Below are 21,025 nucleotides of genomic sequence, written 5' to 3' on the forward strand. Positions count from 1 at the left end.
CGAGTGGAAGACGCCTGGCGAAGCCTTCAACGAGCTGTTATCGTCCACTCAGGACAGTGGTGTTGTAACGATCGGTTGAAACCGGTCAATACGCCAGCGCCCAGCACGCCCGCCTCGCCAAGCGGCATGATGTCCGCCTGTCGGTCGGCCGGCGCGGTCAATGCTGGGACAACGCGGTCGCCGAATCGTTCTTTGCCACGATCAAGACCGAACTCATCCACCGCCAAGCCTGGCCCACCCGCACCGCTGCCCGGCAGGCGATATTCGAGTACATCGAGACATCTCACCAACGCTGCATGTCAAGCAGGCGCAGCCGCGGGCTCGGTGAAGGCTCTGGCCGGGTCGTAGATCGTGTTGTGCTGCAGGCAGTGGTGCAGCTTGCCGAGCATGAGGTGGAACAGGCGACGCAGTGCCGCGACATGTCGATCGCCGGCTTGTCGGCGGGCTCGGTAGCGCGCGTTCCAGTGTGGATCGTGCCGCACCGCGGCGAGCGCCCACACGTAGCCGGTGGCGGCGATCCGGTCGTTCTTGGCGCGGCGGGCGTGCACGAAACTGCTCTTGCCTGACGCCCGGGTGACCGGGGCCGCGCCGGCGAAGGCTCGCAGCGCTCGGGCGTCGGCGAAGCGGCGCCGGTCGTCACCGATTTCGGCCAGCAAGCGTGCACCCAGCTGGACGCCAAGACCAGGCACGCTGGTCACGATTGTCGCATCCGGGTGCGCGGTGAACACCTCGTCGATGCGCTGCTCCAGCTGCTCCAGCGTCTGGCAGATGGCATCCAGCTGGCGCACCAAGCCCTGCAACTGCAAGCCCATTGCGTCTTCGACGACGGCCGGCTGGCGCATCTGCTCACCGGCGAGGTGAGCGTGCAGCTTCTCCGCCTCAGCGGCGATACCCCGCTGCCGGCCCGCGATGCGCAGCAACGATGCGAGCTCCGGGACGGTCAACGTGTCGACGGCGGCCTGAGACTGGTTCTGGCCCCCTTTAGTTGATCGGATTTGGCCCCCGCTGGTCAGGTCGTGTGGAGCACGCGCTTGCGGAGGAGATCGAAGTTGGCGCGGCCGAACATCTGGCGTTTCAGCATCTTGATCCGGTTGACATGGCCTTTGTGGACGCTCACGTAATTCCCCTGGCCTGGGCTCATGGAATGGGACTGGCTCCTGGCCCGGCCGGGGTGCTCAGAAGGGCGGTTGCCCCGGGTCGCGTGTGCGGGGCGAGTAGGTGCCGGGTGTCCAGTCCTCGATGTCGTCGGGCCAGGCCGCGGGGCGACCGTCATCTTCCCAGAAGCCGGTTTCGACGTGGTCGGTGTGCAGGGCTGCGTTGCTGGCCTGGCGTTCGGCTCGGGTGGGGATGTCGGGGTGCGGTTCCGGGTCGGTCATTTGGTCGCTGCTTGCGCTTTGGGTCGCTTGTTCGGCCGGTATGAGGGTCCGTTCATGAAGACCTGGTGGCTGGTGTTGATGAGTCGGTCGAGCAGTGATTCGGCGACGACGGGGTTGGGGAACAGCGGATACCAGTCCTGCGGTGCTCTGTTCGCGGTGATCGCGAGTGAGCGGCCTTCAGCGATGCGTTGGGAGATGAGCTCGTAGAGGTCGTCGGCTTGGCCGGGGGTGAACTCGCGCATGGCGAAGTCGTCGAGGATGAGTAGGTCGGCTTTGACGTGTGCGGCGAGGCGTTTGTCGAAGGTGCGGTCGGCGTGGCCGCCGGCGAGGTCGGCGAGGATGCGGCTGGTTTTGTGGAAGCGGACCTCGGCGCCGGCGCGGATGGCGAGGTGTCCCATGGCTTGGGCGACGTGGGTTTTGCCGACGCCGACAGCGCCGTAGAGGATGATCGATTCTCCGGCTTGCAGCCAGCGCAGCGCGGCGAGGTCGCGGATCTGCGCGGCGGGGAGTTTCGCGTTCGCGGTGAAGTCGAAGCCTTCGAGGGTGGTTTCGGTGTCGAAGTGGGCGCGGCGCAGCCGGCGGCCCATGGCGGTCTGTTCGCGTCGGGTGATCTCGTCGTCGCAGAGGATCTGCAGGAACTCCAGATAGCCGAGGTCGCCGCCTTGGGCCTGGGCGAGGCGGGCGTCGAGGGTCTCGAGCATCCCGGACAGTTTCAGGGCGCGGAGGCTGTCTGCGAGGGCGGGGCGCAGGATCGTCATCGGTTCGCCTTGTCCTTCGTCGATCCGGTCTGGGTGGATGCGGTGGGCGTGAGCAAGCAGCGGGTCATGACGCGGCGTCGTGCGGTTCGTCGTCGCCGGCGTCGGGACGACGGTCGGCTGCCGCCGCGCTCGTCGTCTCGGCGGTCGTCTCGGCGGGTGAGGGGAACGGGATGACGTCGGCGAACAGGCCGGCAGGGCCGTGCAGGAACGCGGGCGCGCCGCCGTCGCCGGTGGGCCGGTCGTGTTCGACGTCCTCGAGGCCGGCGGCCAGGATGTTGCGGATGGTGCGGTAGGACGGGTCACCGGCCGTGGTGGCCTTGCGGCAGGCGGCTTCGAGGCGGGCGTCGGAGTACTTGCCGGCCAGGGCGAGGATCGCCTGCGCCGATCGCAGCCGGTGCAGCGCCGGGCCGTCGAGGAGTTCAGCGACGACCGCGGCGGTCGCGGGGCCGGTCTGCTCAGCCCGTTGCCGGCACCACTGCGGGGTCCTCGTGTGGAACGCGATCTTCTCCGGCGGGTAGTCCGAGACGTCGGTGGCCCGGCCCCGATCCTTGCGGACGTGGGTCTTGACCAGTTCGCCGTGGTGGAAGACCTGCACCATCGTCGGAGTGGCGCGGATGTCGACGAGCTGCCCGATCAGCCGCCACGGCACCGAATACAGGGCTTTGCCGCACTTGATGTGGACGTCCGGGGCGACCTTGGCCCGGGACCACTCCGCGAGGGTGAACGCCGCGGCCGGTAACGGGGTCAGCGTTCCGGCCTCGACCTGGTCGAACACGTCGGCTGGGGTGCGCCCGTCCAGGCCGCGGTGCCGTCGTTGCCCGGCGACCTCGCGGCACCAGTGCAACGCCGAGGCCTGCATCTCGACCAGTGAGGTGAACTCCCGGCCCTTCCACCACGAGTCACGGATGTAGGGCATCTGCCGCTCGACCCGCGGCTTGTCCTTGGGTTTGCGGGCCCGCGCCGGGTCGATCAGGACGCCGTAGTGCGCTGCGAGCTCGGCATAGGCCCGGTTCAGCTGCGGGTCGTAGAGATCGGGCTTGTCCACCCCGGTCTTCAGGTTGTCCGGGATCAGCCGGGCCGGACAGCCGCCGAAGAACGCGAACGCCTCGACGTGACTGGCCGTCCACGACGCCTGATCCATGCTGACCACCGGCCGCACGAACATGTGCCTCGAGTGCGACAGCACCAGCACGAACGCCCAGATCCGCTGCGACCGGCCGGTCCGCGGGTCCGTCCACGACCCCAGCAGGCCGTAGTCAATCTGCCCTTCGAGGCCCGGCTCCGGATCGGCGCGCAGCACCGTCACCCGCTCCCGGGCCGCGTCCTCGGCCAGGTTCGCCGCGACATACCGCTTGAACGACGCCACCGACCCGGTCACTCCCCGCTCGTCGCGCAGCCGCTGATGGATCGTCGTCTTGGTCACCCCGGCCCGCAGCATCTCCACGACGTAGTCGCGGTGCTTGTCGAACTCCGGCCAGGTCAGCTGCCGCAGCCGGGTATCGGTCAGCTGCGGGAACCACTCCTTCACCAGCGGAGTCCAGTCCGACTGACTCATCGGCGGTGTCCCACCCGGCACGAACCCCGCCGCGATCGCCGCTTCGACATACCGCCGGATCGTCTTGCGGTCCACTCCCAGCGAACCGGCCACGTCGTACTGCGACCGGCCCGCATACCAGTGCGCCAGGATCTCGGTGATGTCGACCACGTGGAACGTCCTCCTCGCCATCCGCTCCCCAAAGGGCCCGCTGGCGGAAGATCATCAACACGCGAGGAAAGGATCTTGACAACTACAGCCGAACGCTCGCCATCCCCACCACGAACACCACGAGCGGCCTGCCAGTCCACGACGAGCGCAGACCAGGGGAATTACGTGAGCGGATCACGGCCCAATGGGGGAATTACGTGAGCGCCGACACCTTCGACGGCGCCGGAGTTGTGGGGCATGGTGAGGCCATTGCGGACGGCGTCGTAGTCGCGTTGCAGGCCGGCGGCGAACGAGTGCAGGTCGGGTTGGTCGTCGTCGGTGACGGCGTTGATCCAGGTGTCGAGTTCGTGGCCGCGGCGCTGGGTGAGGATCACGGCGAACGCGGTGACGTGCGCGGCGAGGCGGTCCAGATGAGGACAGCGGCCGCGGACGGCGGCAAGTCCGGCCTGGTCGTCGGGTTCCATGCGTTGCGGGTGGCTCAGCAGCCAGGTGACCACGTGGCGGACCTTGGGCGGCCGCGGTGCCGTAGGCGGGGCTGCGGTGAGGGATCGCAGCGCTCGGACGTAGTCACGCAGCACGCTGTAGCTGCCCGGGTAGCCCATGCCGCGGAGCTCGTGGAAGAGGGCTTTGGCGTCGGTGCCGCCGGCTGCCCATCGTTGGTGGATGTGCTCGAGGTAGGGGTCCAGGATGCTGGCCCGGGCGCCGGTGCGAGCGGTCGCGGTGAGGTCTTCGATGTCGGTGGCCCGGGCGTAGCGGCGGACGGTTTCGCGGGCGAGGCCGAGGTCGCGGACGATGGCTTTGATGCTGCGGCCTTCGTTCAGGAGCCGCTGGACCTGCTCATATCGGTCGCGGGTGCGTTGAACCAGGCGGCTGTCTCGCGTGGCGGCTGCAGCGTGGGCCGCCACGGCGTCCGCGACGGGCGTCGGCTGCGGTGTTGCCGGCTGCGGTGGTGGGTTGAGGCAGCGCTGGTGGCGGGCGACGGCCTTCTCGACGTGTTGGGCGAGGTTGTGCCACAGATGCCACCGGTCCGCGACCTGGATGGCGTCCGGAGCGCCGCGGCGGGCCGCTTCGGCGTAGGCGCCGGCCCGGTCGCGGCAGATCACCTGCGCGCCTGGATTCGCCTGCAGCCAGGCGGTGAGCGTGTCCGTCTCCCGGTCTGGCAGCACGTCGACCGGGATACGGGTGTCCAGGTCGATCATAAGAAACAACCCGGGAGTTCCCTGCGGTGTCCGTTTGCGCTGGGATCCGTTGCGAGGGTGCTGACCTGGCCGTTTGCCTCATTGGTAGTTCGGTGGCGTTGAGTTGACGTTACTTCAGGAATCTTGAGTCGTTGTCGTCTGCGGTGATCGGTGTGCGGTCACGGTGAAGGCGAGGGGGCTCGGGTTGGGTCTGGCGGTGGTCCGGGATCTGCGTGATGCGCGGCGACCGGCGACGGCCGAGCAGATTGCAGACTTCGAGACCGATGTGCTCGCCGGGTTCGTGTTGGCGCGGCCTCCGCGGGCTTGTCAGACTCGACGATCCGCAACGATGTCGGCCATCTGGAACAGTTCCGCACCTGGTTCGGGCGGCCGTTGTGGGAGATGCAGCCGGCCGACGCCGATGCGTACTTCGGTCGGGTCATCCGCGACGCGGCCAAGGGCACCCGGCTGGCCCGGGCACAGACGCTCAAGACGTACTTCATGTTCCTGGAGTTGCGGCACAAGGTCGAGATCCATCAGATGACCGGTCGGGTGGTCGAGTGCCCGATCGATGAGATGAACCGTCCCCGCGGTGGAGCCGAGGGCAAGCTGCGGATTCCACCGTCAGACATGGAAATCGCGCAACTGTTCGGCGGCTGGCGGGATGAGCTCGCGACGTGCCGGAAGTTCGCCCCGACCGCCCGCAACTATGCGGCAGCCCGGTTGATGGCCGAGATCGGGCTGCGGGTGAACGAGGCCCGTCAGCTGGATCTGCATGACATCAAGTGGGATCTGGGCCGGTTCGGCAAGGTCCACGTCCGCTATGGCAAAGGCAAACGGGGTTCCGGGCCGCGGGAGCGGATCGTGCCGCTGGTCAACGGGGCGGGACGGACGTTGCGCTGGTTCATCGAGGACGTGTGGGGCCACTTCGACCACAACCATGCCCGGCCGGGCGCACCGCTGTTCCCGTCCGAACGCCGCAACGCCGACGGCAGCTGCGCCCGGGTCGGCGACGACGCCCTGCGGGTCGGGCTCGCCGACGCCGCGGCCCGGCACCTTCCCGGCTGGGCGGATGCGCTCACTCCGCACGTGCTGCGACACTTCTGCGCCTCCCAGCTCTATCACGGTGGCCTGGATCTGGTCTCGATCCAGGAGGTCCTCGGCCATTCCTGGATCGCCACGACCATGCATTACATCCACGTCCACCGAACTCATGTCGAGGACGCGTGGATCGCCGGGCAGCAACGCGCCGCCGACCGGTTGAAGGGAATCCTGCCGTGAAGTGGAACCTGCGGCTGGCCGCGGCCCAACGTGGCGTGTGGAAGGCCAGCCAGTTGCAACAGATGCTCGCCGGACGCGGCCTGGTCATCTCCGCCGGCAAGATGTCCGGGCTGTGGTCCGGCAACCCGGCCAGCGTCAAGCTCGAGGATCTGGACGTCATCTGCGCTGTGCTCGGCTGCGGTGTCGCCGATGTGCTCATCCCGGAGCCCGACAAGGTCCGCCAGCCCGACGTCGGCGCTGCCCCGGTCGCCGCCGTGGCCGGGGCCGGTGTGATACCTCGGCGTCGCGACGGCCGCTCGCTGCCGCCGGCGTGATGGGCGGGGTCTCGCCGAACAAGTCAGCCGCCAGCTGCGCCGAATGCCTCGCCTGGGGTGTCCTGCCCGGATCGTGTTGTCGAGCCTGCTACACCTTCCGCGGACTGCATGAGCGAGGCGAGTGCAGCGCATGCCAACGGGTCGTCCCGGTCAACAAGGGCTACTGCCGGCTGTGCTGGCTGCAAGCCCTGCACGACGCCAAGACCGCCGGACACACCCACGTCTCGGAGCCGTTCCTGCATGGCCTGCGGCATCAGCAGCTGTTCTTCGCCCGGATGCACCGCGACTTCTACCGTCTGCCCGGGCGGCAGCGTCTCGGCAAGCGAGGACACCGAGCCGCGGCGGCACCACCCGCAACTACTGCACCGTGCCAGCCGGCGACCGGCTGGGTGCAACTTCGCCTGCCCTTCGACAGCGGCCGCGACTTCTCCCGATTCGACCGTCGACGCCACGCCGACCTGAGCAACCCCACACTGCTGCGTGCCCGCCAGTCCGCACGCACCCTCGCGGCATCGCGAGGCTGGAGCCGCTGGGTCGCGAAGGACGTCGACCGGGCGTTGGTCATCCTGCTGTCCAGCCACACCGGCGACGACAAGATCCGGTTCACCGAACTGGCACCCGCCTTGCGCCACCACGGTTTGACGATCGAACGCACCATCGATGTCCTCGACCTCGTGGATCTGTTCCACGACGACAAGTCGCCAGCCTTCGACACCTGGCTGGACCGCAAACTCGACGCCCTCACCCCCGGCATCCGCGGCGATGTCGAGGCGTGGCTACGCGCCCTGCGCGACGGCGGACCACGCACCCGCGCCCGCAACCCCGAAACCGCCTGGAGCTACCTCAACCACATCAGACCGCTGCTGCTCGGCTGGTCGGACCGGCACGGGCACCTGCGCGAGGTAACCCGCCAGCACATCCTGGACGCCACCGACACGCTGCACGGCAGCCGACGTCACATCACGCTCAGCGTTCTGCGATCGCTGTTTCGGCACTGCAAGAAGACCGGCACGATCTTCCGCGATCCCACCACCCGGATCCGGCCCAGCCGCGTCGAGCCCACCGCGATCCTGCCACTCCAAGCCGACGACATCCGCGAGGCGATCAACGCCGCAACGACACCAGCCCACCGCGTCGCGGTCGTTCTGGCCACCGTGCACGCCGCCCGATCCAAAGACATCCTCACCCTGCGCCTCGACGACATCGACCTCGGCAACCGGCGGCTCGGCATCGCCGGCCGCATCCGCCCGCTCGACGACCTCACCCACCACGTGATCCTCGAATGGCTCGACGAACGCCGAACCCGATGGCCGCACACCGCCAACCCGCACCTGCTCATCAACCGGCTCACCGCGCTGGAGGCCGGGCCAGTCAGCAGAGTCTGGGTCACCCGCGCCTTCTGGGGACTGACCGCCACCCTCGAACGACTCCACGCCGATCGGCAACTCGAGGAAGCCCTCATCCACGGCCCCGACCCACTACACCTGACCGCCGTATTCGGCATCCACGAGAACACCGCGGTCCGCTACGCCCAGGCCGCACGCCAAATCCTCGACACCGCAGCCGAGCAACACAACCCTGGTTCACCATGAACCCACGGCCCGGCGCCATCACCACGCACCGAACGCCCCCGAGTTCCCGCTGAAGAACCGTCAGTTTGACTGAACTCGCGGCGGAGGGATCGTGCCGTAGCGGTGCCCACGCCGCAGTGCGAAGTCGTCGACGCCGAGGACCGTCACCGCGCCGGTCTGCCGCTCCGGGACTGCGCGGACCAGCCGCAGCAGCGTGTTGCGTCCGGCCTGGAACCCAAGACTGCTGGCGAGCCGGGCGGCCGGCCGCCCCGCGAGGGCCAGCCCGAGCGTCTGCAGAACGTGCCGGGCCGGCAACGTCCGCCGGCCGTAGCGGTGGGTCAGCCCATCGACCTGCTCAGCGAACCTCGTCACCTCACACTCAGCCTGCTGGCAGACGAAGATCCGCATCCGCAGCAGCAACTCGACCTGCCGCCCACCGACCACCACGTCGTCGACCCGCCGCCCGTACCGGCGGTGCACCCGCCGCGTCAGGTGACCACAGCCCGGACAGCGGGCCGACGCCTGCGCCGACGTACCCCAGACCCGGACCCTGGAGCCCACAGCCTCGACTCGCTCCACCGCCAGCTTTGCGAGATGCGGCAACAACACGATGAGCGATCCGTCAACGCACCGGCAGGACCGTACACAGTGGACACGTGCACCGGTGCAGCGGCACCCGTCGATCAACTAAAGGGGGCCAGAACCAGTTCTAATCCGCCGTTGACACAACGCGGCCGCGGCTGCGGGCGTGGGCGCGGCCGTCAGGATGGTCCGTGCGGCAGGCGAGTCGAGCCGGTGGCGGCCACCGCGCTCGAACGCGGACAGGGCCGCCGGGAAGAACATCCGCAGCACCGCCCGGATCCGGTTGGTGATCGTGACCTGGTCCCAGGCCGCGTCCTGCTGCGCTCGCGTCAACACCCGCAGCGACTGCACCAACTCACTGTCCTGCGGCAACGACCGGTGGGCCCCGGCATCGGTGCGCAGGATGTTCGCCAGCACCATGGCGTCGAACGCGTCGGACTTGCCTCGGGAGGACCGATAGCGATCCCGGTACCGTGACACCGCCAGAGGATTGATCGCGAAGACCTGCCTGCCAGCCGCTCGCAGGCCCGCGACCAGCAATCCCTGGCTCGTCTCGATCGCTACCGGCAGCTTGGCCCCAGCCGGATCATGCTCGGCGAGCAGTGCCAGGACCCGGCTCAGCCCCGCCGCGTCATCATCGATCCTGACCGACACCAGGACCACGCCGTTCTCGTCGACCAAGGCCACATCGTGGTGATCCTGCGCCCAGTCGATCCCGCACGCCACCGCCGCCACCGCAGCTCCTCTCTGTCTCGACCACAGCGAGGCGCGGCGCCCTAAAGATCTTTTGATATTCCGGTGAGTCGCTGCGGGCTGATGCCATTGGCAGGCAAGACAATCACGGTCATGCCTACAGGTGCACGGTCGACAAGCCCGCGTCGTGATCCTGGTCGTGACGTGGATGCGTTGCGGGATCGGCGGATGCGGGCGGTCGAGTTGTTCGAAGCCGGGTTGCGGCAGGTGGATGTGGTCGCGGAGTTGGGGGTGTCGGCGCAGACCACGTCGCGGTGGCATCGGGCCTGGCAGAGCGGCGGCCGCGACGCTCTCGTCGGCGCTGAACGGCTGGGCCGGACCCCGCGGCTGTCCGACGAGCAGCTGGCTGGGGTGGAGGCGGCACTGGTGGCCGGGCCGAAGGCCAACGGGTTCGGCACCGACATGTGGACCCTCGCTCGGGTCGCCGAGGTGATCGAGCGGATGACCGGAGTGCGGTACACGCTGTCGCAGACCTGGCTGATCCTGCGCCAGCGCCTCGGTTGGAGCCGGCAGCGGCCCGCCCGGCGAGCGGCGGAACGTGATGACGCGGCGATCGAGGCCTGGGCCAAGCGGGACTGGCCTCGGATCAAAAGGGGGCTCGACGACGCGGTGCCTGGATCTGTTTCGCCGACGAGAGCGGATTCTCGCTCCTGCCCGCAGTGAGGAGCACGTGGGCACCGCGTGGGCAGACCCCGGTGCTGCAGCATCGGTTCTCCTGGACCCGCATGTCCATGGCCGGTGTCCTGGCCTACCGGCCCGACCGCAGCCGGGCCAAGCTGGTGTTCCAAACGAAGCCGGGCAGCTACAACACCGAAACCCTCATCACGTTCCTCACCGAACTGCGCAGGCACCTGCGCGGACCGGTCACCCTGATCTGGGACGGGCTGTCGGCACACCGCTCCAAGGACATGAAGCAGTGGCTGGCCACCCAACGACACTGGCTGGTAGTGGAACAGCTGCCCGGCTACGCCCACGACCTCAACCCGATCGAACTGGTCTGGGGCAACCTCAAAGCCACCGAACTGGCCAACCTCTGCCCCGAACACATCGACGAAGCCGACACCGCCGCACACACCGGCCTGCACCGCATCGGCAGCAGCTACGACCTGTGCTTCAACTTCCTGGCCCATACCGGCCTGCGCCTCTGATGCCATCACTCAAATCCCGAAAGATCTATAATGGACAGTGCTTGCCGCACGACATCTCACGAGCCGTTCGCCTCGCCACCGGCGGCGCCCGCACTCGCGCAAGGCTCCAGGCCTGCGACCAACGAAGGCTCAGCCCGCCGGCGAACCACGCCGAGATCATGCCCGTCGGTCACCGCGACCGCTGCACGCCCCACGAGATACCCAGGGTCAAGCCCTCAACGTTCTGTCAGGGGTCAGCAGCGGTCACAGCTTCTCAACGAGGCGCCGATCTCGATTTCCAGGCTCGACGGCCAACGGCTGGTACGGGCGTCCTCTGTTGCCATTAGGGCTGGTACAACACTCGCCGCCGGCACTCCAGCCTCGGCTACCTCAGCCCCGCCGTCTACGAGAACAGCACCAGCGTCCGGCCGTTAACCACCCTCAGGGTAGCTTGAGGATCAACACATCGACCCTGTCCGTCGAATCGGGTCAAGCCCAGGGGTTCATGATCGAAAGATAGGGAGGGTGCCTTCTATCTGGGAGGATCTGGCTTGTCGAAGGCTTGATCAACCCTTCACGGAAGGCACCCGCTGAGTGCAGGTTACTGGAACGCGTCCGAAGATTGTTGTGAGTGCTGACGGGCGGGGTGTGGTCGGTCATGCCGGCGCCCGGCTCCTGGCTGATGTGGCCGAGGTGACCGGGCTGACCGCCCGGTTCGGTGAGGTCCTCGGGGTGTTGCGGCAACGCCGGGGTGGGCACGATCCGGGCCGGGTCGCGGCGGATCTGGCGGTGATGCTCGCTGACGGCGGTGAGGCCATCGCCGATCTGGCGGTGCTGCGGGACCAGGCCCAGGTGTTCGGGCCGGTCGCCTCCGACCAACCGCATGGCGACTGCTGTCCAAACTGGACAGTCGAGTCCTCGGCGGACTGGCCATGGCCCGCGCCCAGGCGCGGGAAGTCGCGTGGGCGCAACGGATCGAGACCCACGGCGGTCTGCCGCAGACAACGGCGGCCGGCTCGACGGTGCCGGGGCTGGTCCTCGATATGGATGCCACTATCGTGCCCTGCCACTCCGACAAGGAGTCCGCGACCCCGACGTGGAAGTCCACCTTCGGGTATCACCCGTTGCTGTGCTTCCTGGACAACACCCGCGAAGCCCTCGCGGGGATGCTGCGGGAAGGCCGGGCCGGGTCGAACACCACCGCCGACCACGTCACCGTCCTGGACGACGCTCTCGCTCAGATCCCCGACGTCCACCGGCACGGCACCCCGATCCTGATCCGGTCGGACTCCGCCGGCTGCACCCACGGCCTCCTCGCCCACATCCGCGGGCTGCGCAATCTCGGCCTGGACACCCGTTTCTCGGTCGGCGTGGCGATCACCGAACCGATCCGCCAGGCGATCCTGACCGCCAAACAGCAAAGCCAGTGGATGCCTGCCGTCGACGCCGGCGGCGAACCCCGCGATGGTGCGCAGGTCTGCGAGCTGACCGGCCTCGTCCCGGACGACGGCTACCCGGCCGGGACCAGGTTCATCGTGCGCCGCGAACGGCCGCACCCCGGCGCCCAACTCAGCCTGTTCGACACCATCGAGGGCATGCGCCACCAGGTCATGGCCACCGACACCCCACCCGGCGACCCCACCACCGGCCCGATCCAGTACCTCGAAGCCCGCCACCGCGCCCACGCCCGCGTCGAAGACCGGATCAGAACCGGCAAAGACACTGGCCTCGGCCGGTTCCCGTCCCGCGCCTTCGCGATCAACGAGGCCTGGCTGCAACTCGCGCTGACCGGCATCGACCTGCTCGCCTGGACCCAGATGCTGCTCCTGGGCGGGGAACTCGCCGCCGCCGAGCCCAAGAAGCTGCGCTACCGGCTCCTGCACGTCGCCGCCCGGATCACCCGCACTGCCCGACGAACCCGCCTCCGCATCGCCGAAACCTGGCCCTGGGCAACCGACCTCGCCACCGCGTTCGCCCGCCTCGCCGCACTGCCCCAGCCGATCACCTGAACCCGGCACCCACGACCCGACAAGCCACAGGGAGCAACCCGGCCGAGGGCCGGACCGTCACCATGCCCCGTGCCGACAGGCAACCTCGAGAAAGATCAATTCGCCGCAGAACAACCTTGATCAACAACTAGCGAAAGACCGAGGCTAGTGAAGCTCGGCACCGCGCGCACCGACGGTGGCCTACCGGCGGCATGGATGACCCCTCACTCCATGTCCATGTGCATGATGCGGTGAGTGTATCTATGCGTATGTGCGGCGCGGAATATGTGGTATGCGTCGTCCAGACGCGGCAGCGGCTGTCCCACGGCGCCGCTACAGTAGCGTAGCTGGATACGTTCGATCTCCTGCCATGTGTAGGCGCGGGGCTGCTGCTCGAGCAAGACAAGCGCCACGTGGCTGATCAGGACGGTCACGGCGCTGAGGCGGCTCAGGCGTTCGACTGCGGCGACAGCCGCTGCGGCATCCACGTTGGCGTTGCAGTACGCAATCGCGACATGCGGATGGAAATCTTGCGCTCTGACCGGCGCATCAGGGTAGGTCGACAGCGTCGCTCCGCGAAGGGTGTCGCGGAGGTGCTGGAGAGGCTCGCTGGGGTAGGTGCTGAATCCTATTGCTCCTGGCGTGCCGCCGATTCCACCGATGTTGATTTCGAAGGCGGGTATGTCGCTGCATGCGTGCGCTGCAGCGGATGCCACGGCCTGCAACACCTCGGACGTGACGTCGCCGTCGACGGCGATCCGGTCGAGTGTCATGTGCAGGCCGGTGGTTGGTATGAAGTCGTAGTAGGCCAGGCGGATGGCGTCGCGGCAGCGCTCGGCCAGGGCGTGCAGTTGGGTGCGATCTTCGAAGGTCAGGTACCAGTAGTACGAAGGCTTGGTTGCCTTGCGTGCCCAGTGGTTGTGTAGTTGCCGGATGCCGCGGAACCGATCAAGTTCTGCCGCTGCCGCGGATCGCGCGGGATCGGTGTCATTCATGACGCTGGCAGCCCATGTGTCACGGCCTCGCGGACGGTCCGGAGGTGGGTGGTGTCGCCCCATTGCCGCGCGGACCACCGGATGAAGTCCAGTGCTCGCTGCTGGACTGCGACGATCGGGCGGCCCCTCGGCAACGCGGATCGTGATCCGTTCGAGGCTCGCGCGTCGGCTGGGCGGCCCTGACCGGCTCAGCGCTGGGTGTCCGCCCATGCTGCCGCAGCGGTGACGAGGTCGGGGAGCTCCGCGGGGGCGGGCAGGTCGGCGAGCTCGGTGAGGGGGACCCAGCGGGCGCCGCTGACCTCTTCGAGCTGGGCGGTGAGTTCGCCGCTGACGGCCCGGCAGACGTAGACGAAGTCGATGTGGTGGTGCTCGCCGACCTTGCGGTCACGGACGGGCATCTCGATGATCGCCCACGGTGCAGCGTGCGAAACGACGGCAGCGTGCCGGAACGCCGGCGTACCGAGCACGACGGCCTTGACGCCGGTCTCTTCGAGGACCTCGCGGACGGCGGCTTCGGCGGGGTCCTCGTTGGGATCGATGTGGCCGCCGGGGTAGAGCCAGAGACCGACCTTGTTGTGGTGCACGAGCAGGACGCGATCCTGGTCGTCGAAGACGACGGCGGACGCGGTGTTGTGCCGGATTCCGCTCGTGGTGGTCGTGCCGGTGTCGGTCATGAACGCTGCCCTTCGGCGAGGTTCCGGATGCGGTCAGCAACCCACCCTAGTGTCTGGTCGGTCATGGCCGGGTGTACCGGAAGGTGGAATGTCGTGGTGGTGAGCTGTTGGGCGTTCGGGCACGGCGTGGCGTAGGTGGCGAATAGTGGTCGGCGGTAGAGCGGGCCGTAGCCGAACCGGACGGAGTCGAGTGGCAGGCCCGCTGCGGTGAGGGCCTCGGCGATGCCGGTGGCGTGTTGCGGGGCGGAGGTGAGGACGAGGGCGTAGTAGTTCGGTGCGTCGTCGCTGCCGTAGCCGAGCTCGCGCAGGCGGCCGTCCGGCGGGAGGACCGACAGCAGCCGCGCGGCGTTGCGGCGCCGGGCGGTCAGCTGGTCATTGAGCTGGCCGAGGCGCCGGTGACCGATCATTGCCAGGGGTGCGGCGAGTTTGTAGTTGACGCCGTGGGCGTCGCCGCGGAGGTGGTCGAGGTGGGTGTAGTAGTCGATGCGGTCGGCGAGTTCTTCGTCGTTGGTGAGGATGAAGCCGCCTTCGCCGGTGGGCAGGAGTTTGCGGTCGTGGGTGGAGAAGCAGCCGATGCGGTGCTGGGTGCCGGCGTAGCGGCCGCGGACGCGGGTGCCGTGGGCCTGGCAGGCGTCCTCGATGATCGGCACGCCTGCGGCGGCGAGGATCGCGGCGGCGGTGTCGTCGGCGGGGTAGCCCCACATCGGCAGGGTGAGTGCGGCCCGGGTGCGGCTGGTGAGCTTCCGCGCGATGTCCTGGGGATCGAGGGCGAGCGAGCCGGGGACGGTGTCGACGATGACCGGGGTGGCGTGGCAGGTGAGGATCGGCATGGCGGTGGCGATCGGCGCGGTGGCCGGCACGAGGACCTCGTCGTCGGGGCCGACGCCGACGGCGACGAGGGCGGCGTGCAGGGCGGCGCTGCCGGAGCTGACCGCGATCGCTCGCGTGACCCGGAACCAGGTGGCCAGGGCCTGCTCGTACTCGGCCAGGATCGGCGCGCCGCCGGAAAGCCGTCCGTCGCCGAGCACGGCGGCGAACGCGTCGAGTTCTCTGTCTGGGGGCGGGGTGTACCGGTCGTCGACCGGGTGGGCGGCGTCGTAGCGCAGGTCAGTGGTCATAGGTGAGCACCACCTTGATGGTGTCCTGGGGTCGGTTGAGGAGTAGTTGGTAGGCGTCGGGGGCGTCGGTGAACGGGATGCGGTGGGTGATCAGCCCGTCGGTGCGGACGCGCCCGTCGGTGATCTGGGCGCGGGCGGTGGCGTCCAACCGGTCCCGGTTCCACAGCGGGTGGGTGCGGGCCGGGCAGTTGTTGACGGTCATCGAGGAGTAGATGGTGATGCGGTTGCGGTGGTATTCCTCGCCGAGCCGCAGCCCGGTCTGGTCGCCGTGGTATGAGGCGACGGTCGCCACCCGGCCGCCCACGCGCAGGCAGCGGATCGCTTCGTGCAGCCCGTTCAGGGAGCCGGATGCCTCGATGGCGGCGTCGGCGCCGTCGGGTCCGACGTGGTTGCGGACCTGCGCGGCGATGTCAGCACCGTCGGCGAGCAGCGCAGCGATCCCGAGCGTTTCGGCGGCCTGTACGCGCAGTGGATACCGGTCGACGCCGATCACCGTGGCGCCGGCGAGCCTGGCCTGCTGCGCGGCGAGCAGGCCGACCGTGCCAAGGCCCATCACCACCGCCTGCTCCGGCGTCACACCATCGGGCAGGCGCCCGGCGGTGGCCGCACGCTCGCTGAGGACGTGGCCGCTGGCGTGTGGGCCGTCGACCGCGATCAGGTCACCGACCCGCACCCCGGAGACGGCCGGGCCGACGGCGGCGACGCGGGCCATCGACTCGTAGCCCGGCGCCACCGGATACGCCCGGCCCGGCCCGTCCAGGTACAGGCGACGTTGGGGATCCCAGGTGCGGTGCAGGGCCGCGGCGGTACCACGCAGCCAGGCGAGCTCGGTGCCGTGGCTGATGCCGGACAGCACCGCGGTTGCGTACACCTCCTGCTCACCCAATGGCGGCAGCTCCTCGTCGAGCAGTTCGATAGTGCCGGGGCCGGTGATGAACAGGCGTCGGCAGTGCAGGGTTGTTGCCCCGGCGGCCGGGGCGAGGGTGGGACGGGTCATCGGGTCTCCACGAGGGTCAAGGCGCCACGGATCTCGTGGGCAAGGTCATGGACGCTGCGGTCGTCGAAGGTGTTGAAGGTGCCGGCCGCGACCGGCAGCAGCCGCCCGGGCCAGGCGGCGAACGCCGCGTCGAAGGCGGCCGACAAATCGGTGAGGTAGTCGTGGGTCAGGCCAGCCTCGAACACCCGGCCGCGGGCACGGATCCGGGCCTGCAGCGTGCCGGCCGGCGCGGACATGCCGACCAGCAGATCCGGCGTCGGGACGCTGCCGGCCCACACCTCGACGGTCGCCGCGACCCGGGCGGTGTCGGTCGGGTCGAGGACCGTTGCGGCGAAGATCGCCTGCTTCAGCAATGCCCAGTCGGCGACCACGAACCGCCCGGCGTCCAGCAGCGCGGCGATCTGACGCAGCTGCGCGACGCGCAACGCGACGAACGTCATCTCCACCTGCAGCGCCAGCACCGGGTCGGGCCCGCCCGCGGCGAGCTGGGGCAGCAGCTGATTCGACTCGTAGGGGTCTAGGACCGCTGTGGCGTCGAGCGCGGCGGCCAGCCGCTCAGCGAGGGCGGTCTTGCCCACCCCGGTCGGGCCTTCCACCGCCACAAATCCCTCAGCGAGCACGGCATCCTCCGGTCAGCGGAGTCAGTCAATGGACCTCGATGGGACGGAATCATGTCCCCGAGACGCCGCTGCCGCCATGACCATTCGCGCATGGTCAACATGCACGAGCATCGAAAGCGCTGGGGCGTGGGCGCCAAGCGCCGAGATCCGGCGGCTGTTACCCGGATCACCCGGCGTCGATAAGGTTGGCGGGTGTCGCTGATTTCGCATCTGTACCGCGGCGAGTTGGGCGAGTGGTGCGTCGACCGGTTCACCGGTTCGAAGGAGGTCACCGGCCGGGTCGCTGCGGAGACCCGTAACCGGGACGCCGTACGACCGCCGGACGGGGTCGAGAAGCGTCACTGGTCACACGTCGACCGGGCTTTCGGCATGCGGATGGCCGCGCTGGTCCAAGCGGCCCCGCCCTACGCCGCGTTGCTCGGCCTGGTGCGCATCGGCCTGGTGAGCAGGGACTGGGCGCACCGGCAGGCCGCCCAATGCCCGACCCACGCCGGGTTGTCGCCCCCGAGCGGGGTAGGGCACTGGATCTTCGTCCCGCCACGCACGGCTGGGTGGACGTCAGCCCCGACCCGGCGTTCGTACCGGTCCCGTACGACGAGGAGGACTATCAGGCCGAGCCGATGCTGGCCGACTTGTTCGACCGGATGCGCGCCTACTTCGCCGCGCACGCGCCACTTGGCCAGCTCGGTGCGGAAAGGGTCTGGCCCGTCTGTGTTCCTTACTGGCCATGTTCAAGTACGTCTACCGTAACGACAAGCTCGACGAGCCGGTGTTCCGGCTCTTCCGTGGTGGTGTACCCACCGTGGAGCAGCTGCGCGCCGCGGCCGTGGATGACGCGGTAACCGACGAGCTGGTCGCGCTGATCCGGCGGCTCGACGAGTCCGGAGCGCTCGCCGAGCTGCGCCGGCTGGCCGGCGGCCCGCCACCGGGTCAGCCCCTCGGGTACGCAGGCCCGGCCTTCTTCCACCACTGGACCGACAACGACATGGTCATCACTGGCCCCGGCGGGGGCATCCTCATCGACGTCCACACCGCCATTGCCACCAACAAGACTGCGCAGTCCCGACTCTGGGTGTGGAAGCTGCTCACCTCGGCCTGGCTCGACACCGCCGACGCGTACCGGGTCCGCACGGTGGGGTTGTACTTCGCCCGGCAGGGCGCGCTCGTCACCTGGCCGGTGGATGAGCTGGCCGACATTCTCCTGGAGGGCGGCGACCGGGACGCGGCACGGGAGGAGTTTCGCGCGCTCGCCGAACGGCTGAGGACCCAGGAGCACCCGCCCCGAGTAACGGGGCCGCTCAAGCCGGGCCGCCACACGATCGCCGTCACCGCTGTCGTCATGAACGACCGCGGTCGGGTCCTCGTCGCGCGGCGCCGGGACACCGGTCGGTGGAAGGTGCCCGGCGGCGTGCTGGGCCTCGACGAGCCGATCCCGGCCGGCCTGCGCCGAACGGTCGAGGAGAAGACCGGCGTGGTGGTGGAGCCGGAGCGGCTGACTGGGGTGTACCAGGACGTCGGGCTCGGCATCGTGGCGCTCGTGTTCCGGGCGCACATTGCCGACGGTGAGCCGGCGCCGACGCACGCCAGCGCGGCGGTCGACTGGTGGCCGGCTGACCGGGTGGGTACCGAGCTGGGCCAGGTCTTCGCGGTCAACGTCCGCGACGCCCTCGTCGCTGGCCAGGTCGCCGTCCGGCTGCACGACGGCGCCAGCCTGCTCTCCGAGGAGGCGGCCCTGCTGGCATCATGAGGGCCGGTCTCCTGCAGCCGCCCGCTGCGCCCGTGCCGCCGGCACCCGGTAGGCGGATGATGGACGGCCTGTGGGTCGCGAAGACCATGGCCGAGGCTACCGCCTGACGCGGCACGACCAGCTTCACCCGACAAGCGCCGGGCGAAGCTGGCGTTGCAGACATCTTCGCAGCTCAACCAGCATGCCGGTCGGCTCTGGGTCCGTGGGTCCTACTGGGCGAGTTGGGCGCGGGACCAGTCGTCCAGCCGCAGAAACTCGGCCAAGGCGACCACCTGCGGGATGTCCAGCCGGGCGGTGTGCGGGATCGGCGGCCGCGGGCGGATATCGCGGTCCGTCACGTCCTGCACCGCGCGCAGCCAGCCGAGGTACAGCGGCGCCAGGTCGCCGGTGGCGAGATCGGCGTGTAGCGGCAGCAGCCGGTCGAGCCAAAGGGCACGGTCGGAGTACGGCTGCTCGTCGTCGGCCGCGTTGCTGAACAGCTCGACCAGCAGCACTCCGTCGACGAGCCGGGCTCCCACCCCTTGGTGTCCGTCCTCGGTGAGGTACGGCGCGATGCTGCCCAGGTCAAACCGCGGTCCCGGCACGCGGATCGTCACGCCCCGACCGCCGCTGTGATGAACATCGAGGCAGATGTCGAAGTGCTGCGCGAGCACCGTGTCCTGCTCGTGGGGGGTGAGCGGGAGCCCATCCTCGTCATCGCGCAGATGCACCTCGAGCAGCATGTTCATCGCATAGATCGTCGCGTCACGGTATCGCTCGCGTAGCGCCGTGACCTGCTCCTGCGACAACGGCCCGGCGAGGGCGCGGAACTCGTGGTACCGCAGTATCGGCCGGCCGATCAGATCGTCGTCGTCTGCGTCCTTGCTCCAGCCCTTGCGTCGCGGGCCGACGCCGGCAAAGCCGTACTCCTCATGGGCGCGGCTGATGCCGAACGTGCAACGGAGGTCGGCGGGGTCTTCCGCAACGATCGGTTCGAAGCCGTCGAAGTCGACGTACTCCCAGTGATCGCCCTCCTCATCGACCAGTGGGCGAGTCAGGTGGTAGACGTGGCCGGTCAGCGGATCGGTCCAGCGCGGCGGCAACCGCTTGGCGAACCGGGCCGGTGGCTGCGCGCCGAGGGCGCGGTACGCGTCGAGGTCCCATACCCGCACCAAGCCGTCACCGTTGGCGGCTAGGACCAGCGGGCGGCCGCGCAGCGTCCCAACCGCCAGCGACGAGGGCGAATACGTGTCGCGGCCGTCGAACAGCGGCGCCCCGACCGCCCGGCCGGAACGCAGGTCCCACACCCGGATGGCGTGGCCGTAATGGCCGGTGACCACGACCGGCCGGCCAGCCACAGCGCCCAGCGCTAAGGCTTGCACCGGTTCGCCGGAACCGGTCAGCGGCGGCCGTGCCTCCGCCCGCCGCGACAGGTCCCACAGCCGCAGCCGATTGTCATCGTCGGTGCAGACAGCCAGCGGTATCCCGTCGACCGTTGCGACCGCCAGCGGCGCCCGCCCGGACAACGGCCGTCCGATCGGCTCGCGGCGTGTCAGATCCCAGACCTGGACGGTTGCTCCCTCGTCGGCGCTGACCGCGATCGGGGCGCCGCCGACGGTGGCACACGCCACCGACTTGATCCAGCCGTCGTGGTGGTACGGGACCAGCGGGTCGCTGATCTGCTCCCCGGTGGCCACGTCCCACAGCAGCACCTCGGCGCCGCTGGTTACGGCGACCTGCCGCCCAGCCAGCTCGGTACAGGACACCCCCCACAGCAGGGTGCTGACGCGCAGCGGCGCCCCGATCCGCTGCCGGGTCCCCAGATCCCAAACATCCACAGTGACCCCGGCTACGGCGACGACAACTGGACGGCCGTCGAGGACCGTACAGGCCAGCCCGCGTACCTCGCCGTCGAGCCGCAGCGGATCGCCGAGCTGCCGGTGGCTGGCCATGTCCCAGACCCGCACAGTGCAGTCATCGCCGCCGGTGACGGCCACCGGATACCCGTCCACCAGCCCGCATACGACGGCGTTCACCTCGCCGATGTGCCCTTGCAGCGGCGGGACGATCTGCGCCCCGAAGGGCAGCGTCGCTGGCTTCATCGGTGCCTCCTCCGTCGGCCGAGGATATCGGCCGATGTCAGGCTACTCACCACCCGCTGGCATGCCCTGCAACACAGTGCCGCCCAGCACAAACAGAATCGGCGACTTCGTCAAGGCCACACACGTACGCACCCGTTTCGAGAACCGCCACCTGCCGGTT

The 21,025-nt window shown here is 69.1% G+C and carries 18 protein-coding genes and 4 pseudogenes; 8 read left to right on the plus strand and 14 right to left on the minus strand.

Annotation, left to right across the window (positions count from 1 at the left end; translation table 11 throughout):
• Nucleotides 1-26: 26 nt before the first annotated feature.
• Complete coding sequence (locus tag ABD352_RS57520; protein WP_425553477.1) at nt 27-221, minus strand: hypothetical protein; 195 nt, start codon at nt 219-221, stop codon at nt 27-29.
• Between ABD352_RS57520 and ABD352_RS57525 the strand changes: the two genes are divergently transcribed.
• A complete protein-coding gene (locus ABD352_RS57525; RefSeq protein ID WP_425553479.1) occupies nt 138-566 on the plus strand; it encodes an integrase core domain-containing protein in 429 nt (142 codons plus the stop codon). The genes ABD352_RS57520 and ABD352_RS57525 overlap by 84 nt on opposite strands.
• On the opposite strand, the pseudogene ABD352_RS57530 reads toward ABD352_RS57525, so the two are convergent.
• From ABD352_RS57530 to ABD352_RS06045, 5 genes and pseudogenes are all read right to left on the minus strand, one after another.
• Nucleotides 459-842, minus strand: a pseudogene (locus ABD352_RS57530) (IS110 family transposase); the annotation flags it as partial. The gene ABD352_RS57525 and the pseudogene ABD352_RS57530 sit on opposite strands and share 108 nt — an antisense overlap.
• 333 nt (nt 843-1,175) lie before the next feature.
• Nucleotides 1,176-1,376, minus strand: a complete 201-nt coding sequence (locus ABD352_RS06030) for a hypothetical protein (RefSeq protein WP_344611205.1) — start codon at nt 1,374-1,376, stop codon at nt 1,176-1,178.
• Nucleotides 1,373-2,134: an IS21-like element helper ATPase IstB gene (istB, locus tag ABD352_RS06035; RefSeq protein WP_344611206.1), complete on the minus strand. Its 762-nt coding sequence runs from the start codon at nt 2,132-2,134 to the stop codon at nt 1,373-1,375. The genes ABD352_RS06030 and istB overlap by 4 nt, the downstream gene beginning before the upstream one ends.
• A 193-nt stretch (nt 2,135-2,327) precedes the next feature.
• Nucleotides 2,328-3,839: pseudogene (istA, locus tag ABD352_RS06040) on the minus strand (IS21 family transposase); the annotation flags it as partial.
• 161 nt (nt 3,840-4,000) lie between these two features.
• Nucleotides 4,001-5,038: a transposase gene (locus tag ABD352_RS06045; RefSeq protein ID WP_344611208.1), complete on the minus strand. Its 1,038-nt coding sequence runs from the start codon at nt 5,036-5,038 to the stop codon at nt 4,001-4,003.
• Nucleotides 5,039-5,341: 303 nt separating this feature from the next.
• Here ABD352_RS06045 and ABD352_RS06050 point away from each other — a divergent pair, with 303 nt between their 5' ends.
• The 3 genes from ABD352_RS06050 to ABD352_RS06060 are packed head-to-tail and all read left to right on the plus strand — an operon-like array spanning nt 5,342 to nt 8,204.
• Nucleotides 5,342-6,298 carry a tyrosine-type recombinase/integrase gene (locus ABD352_RS06050; protein ID WP_344611209.1) on the plus strand — a complete coding sequence of 319 codons (957 nt, stop codon included), beginning with the start codon at nt 5,342-5,344 and terminating at the stop codon, nt 6,296-6,298.
• The gene (locus tag ABD352_RS06055; protein WP_344611210.1) at nt 6,295-6,612 is read left to right on the plus strand and encodes a helix-turn-helix domain-containing protein; all 318 of its coding nucleotides are present in this window, start codon (nt 6,295-6,297) and stop codon (nt 6,610-6,612) included. The genes ABD352_RS06050 and ABD352_RS06055 overlap by 4 nt, the downstream gene beginning before the upstream one ends.
• Nucleotides 6,612-8,204, plus strand: a complete 1,593-nt coding sequence (locus ABD352_RS06060) for a tyrosine-type recombinase/integrase (protein WP_344611211.1) — start codon at nt 6,612-6,614, stop codon at nt 8,202-8,204. Before ABD352_RS06055 ends, ABD352_RS06060 begins: the two co-directional genes overlap by 1 nt.
• Nucleotides 8,205-8,264: 60 nt before the next feature.
• Here ABD352_RS06060 and ABD352_RS06065 read toward each other — a convergent pair whose 3' ends face one another.
• Nucleotides 8,265-8,792, minus strand: a complete 528-nt coding sequence (locus ABD352_RS06065; RefSeq protein ID WP_344611212.1) for a transposase family protein — start codon at nt 8,790-8,792, stop codon at nt 8,265-8,267.
• A 93-nt stretch (nt 8,793-8,885) separates the two neighbouring features.
• Nucleotides 8,886-9,500: pseudogene (locus tag ABD352_RS06070) on the minus strand (IS110 family transposase); the annotation flags it as partial.
• Nucleotides 9,501-9,611: 111 nt separating this feature from the next.
• Between ABD352_RS06070 and ABD352_RS06075 the strand changes: the two are divergent.
• The 3 genes and pseudogenes from ABD352_RS06075 (at nt 9,612) to ABD352_RS06085 (ending at nt 12,654) form a co-directional block, all read left to right on the plus strand.
• Nucleotides 9,612-10,181 carry a winged helix-turn-helix domain-containing protein gene (locus ABD352_RS06075; RefSeq protein ID WP_344611237.1) on the plus strand — a complete coding sequence of 190 codons (570 nt, stop codon included), beginning with the start codon at nt 9,612-9,614 and terminating at the stop codon, nt 10,179-10,181.
• Nucleotides 10,178-10,666 (plus strand): transposase, encoded by a 489-nt coding sequence (locus ABD352_RS06080; protein WP_344611213.1) that lies wholly within the window; start codon nt 10,178-10,180, stop codon nt 10,664-10,666. The genes ABD352_RS06075 and ABD352_RS06080 overlap by 4 nt, the downstream gene beginning before the upstream one ends.
• A gap of 573 nt (nt 10,667-11,239) precedes the next feature.
• A pseudogene (locus ABD352_RS06085) lies at nt 11,240-12,654 on the plus strand (IS1380 family transposase).
• A 203-nt stretch (nt 12,655-12,857) separates the two neighbouring features.
• Here ABD352_RS06085 and ABD352_RS06090 read toward each other — a convergent pair.
• The 5 genes from ABD352_RS06090 to ABD352_RS06110 form a co-directional block, all read right to left on the minus strand.
• Entirely contained in the window at nt 12,858-13,628 is a 771-nt protein-coding gene (locus ABD352_RS06090; protein ID WP_344611214.1) for a 2'-5' RNA ligase family protein, read from the minus strand.
• Nucleotides 13,629-13,816: 188 nt separating this feature from the next.
• On the minus strand, nt 13,817-14,302 hold the full coding sequence (locus tag ABD352_RS06095) for an NUDIX hydrolase (protein WP_344611215.1): 486 nt from the start codon (nt 14,300-14,302) through the stop codon (nt 13,817-13,819).
• On the minus strand, nt 14,299-15,420 hold the full coding sequence (locus tag ABD352_RS06100) for a DegT/DnrJ/EryC1/StrS family aminotransferase (protein WP_344611216.1): 1,122 nt from the start codon (nt 15,418-15,420) through the stop codon (nt 14,299-14,301). The genes ABD352_RS06095 and ABD352_RS06100 overlap by 4 nt, the downstream gene beginning before the upstream one ends.
• Nucleotides 15,410-16,417 (minus strand): zinc-dependent alcohol dehydrogenase, encoded by a 1,008-nt coding sequence (locus ABD352_RS06105; protein WP_344611217.1) that lies wholly within the window; start codon nt 16,415-16,417, stop codon nt 15,410-15,412. Before ABD352_RS06105 ends, ABD352_RS06100 begins: the two co-directional genes overlap by 11 nt.
• Nucleotides 16,414-17,013 (minus strand): deoxynucleoside kinase, encoded by a 600-nt coding sequence (locus ABD352_RS06110; protein WP_344611218.1) that lies wholly within the window; start codon nt 17,011-17,013, stop codon nt 16,414-16,416. The genes ABD352_RS06105 and ABD352_RS06110 overlap by 4 nt, the downstream gene beginning before the upstream one ends.
• A 751-nt stretch (nt 17,014-17,764) precedes the next feature.
• Between ABD352_RS06110 and ABD352_RS06115 the strand changes: the two genes are divergently transcribed.
• Nucleotides 17,765-18,784: an NUDIX hydrolase gene (locus ABD352_RS06115; RefSeq protein WP_344611219.1), complete on the plus strand. Its 1,020-nt coding sequence runs from the start codon at nt 17,765-17,767 to the stop codon at nt 18,782-18,784.
• Between the two features lie 209 nt (nt 18,785-18,993).
• Here the strand turns inward: ABD352_RS06115 and ABD352_RS06120 are convergent, their stop codons facing one another.
• Entirely contained in the window at nt 18,994-20,865 is a 1,872-nt protein-coding gene (locus ABD352_RS06120) for a WD40 repeat domain-containing protein (protein ID WP_344611220.1), read from the minus strand.
• Nucleotides 20,866-21,025 lie beyond the last annotated feature (160 nt).

The sequence above is a fragment of the Dactylosporangium salmoneum genome (genome assembly GCF_039532525.1).
GTDB classification, from domain to species: domain Bacteria; phylum Actinomycetota; class Actinomycetes; order Mycobacteriales; family Micromonosporaceae; genus Dactylosporangium; species Dactylosporangium salmoneum.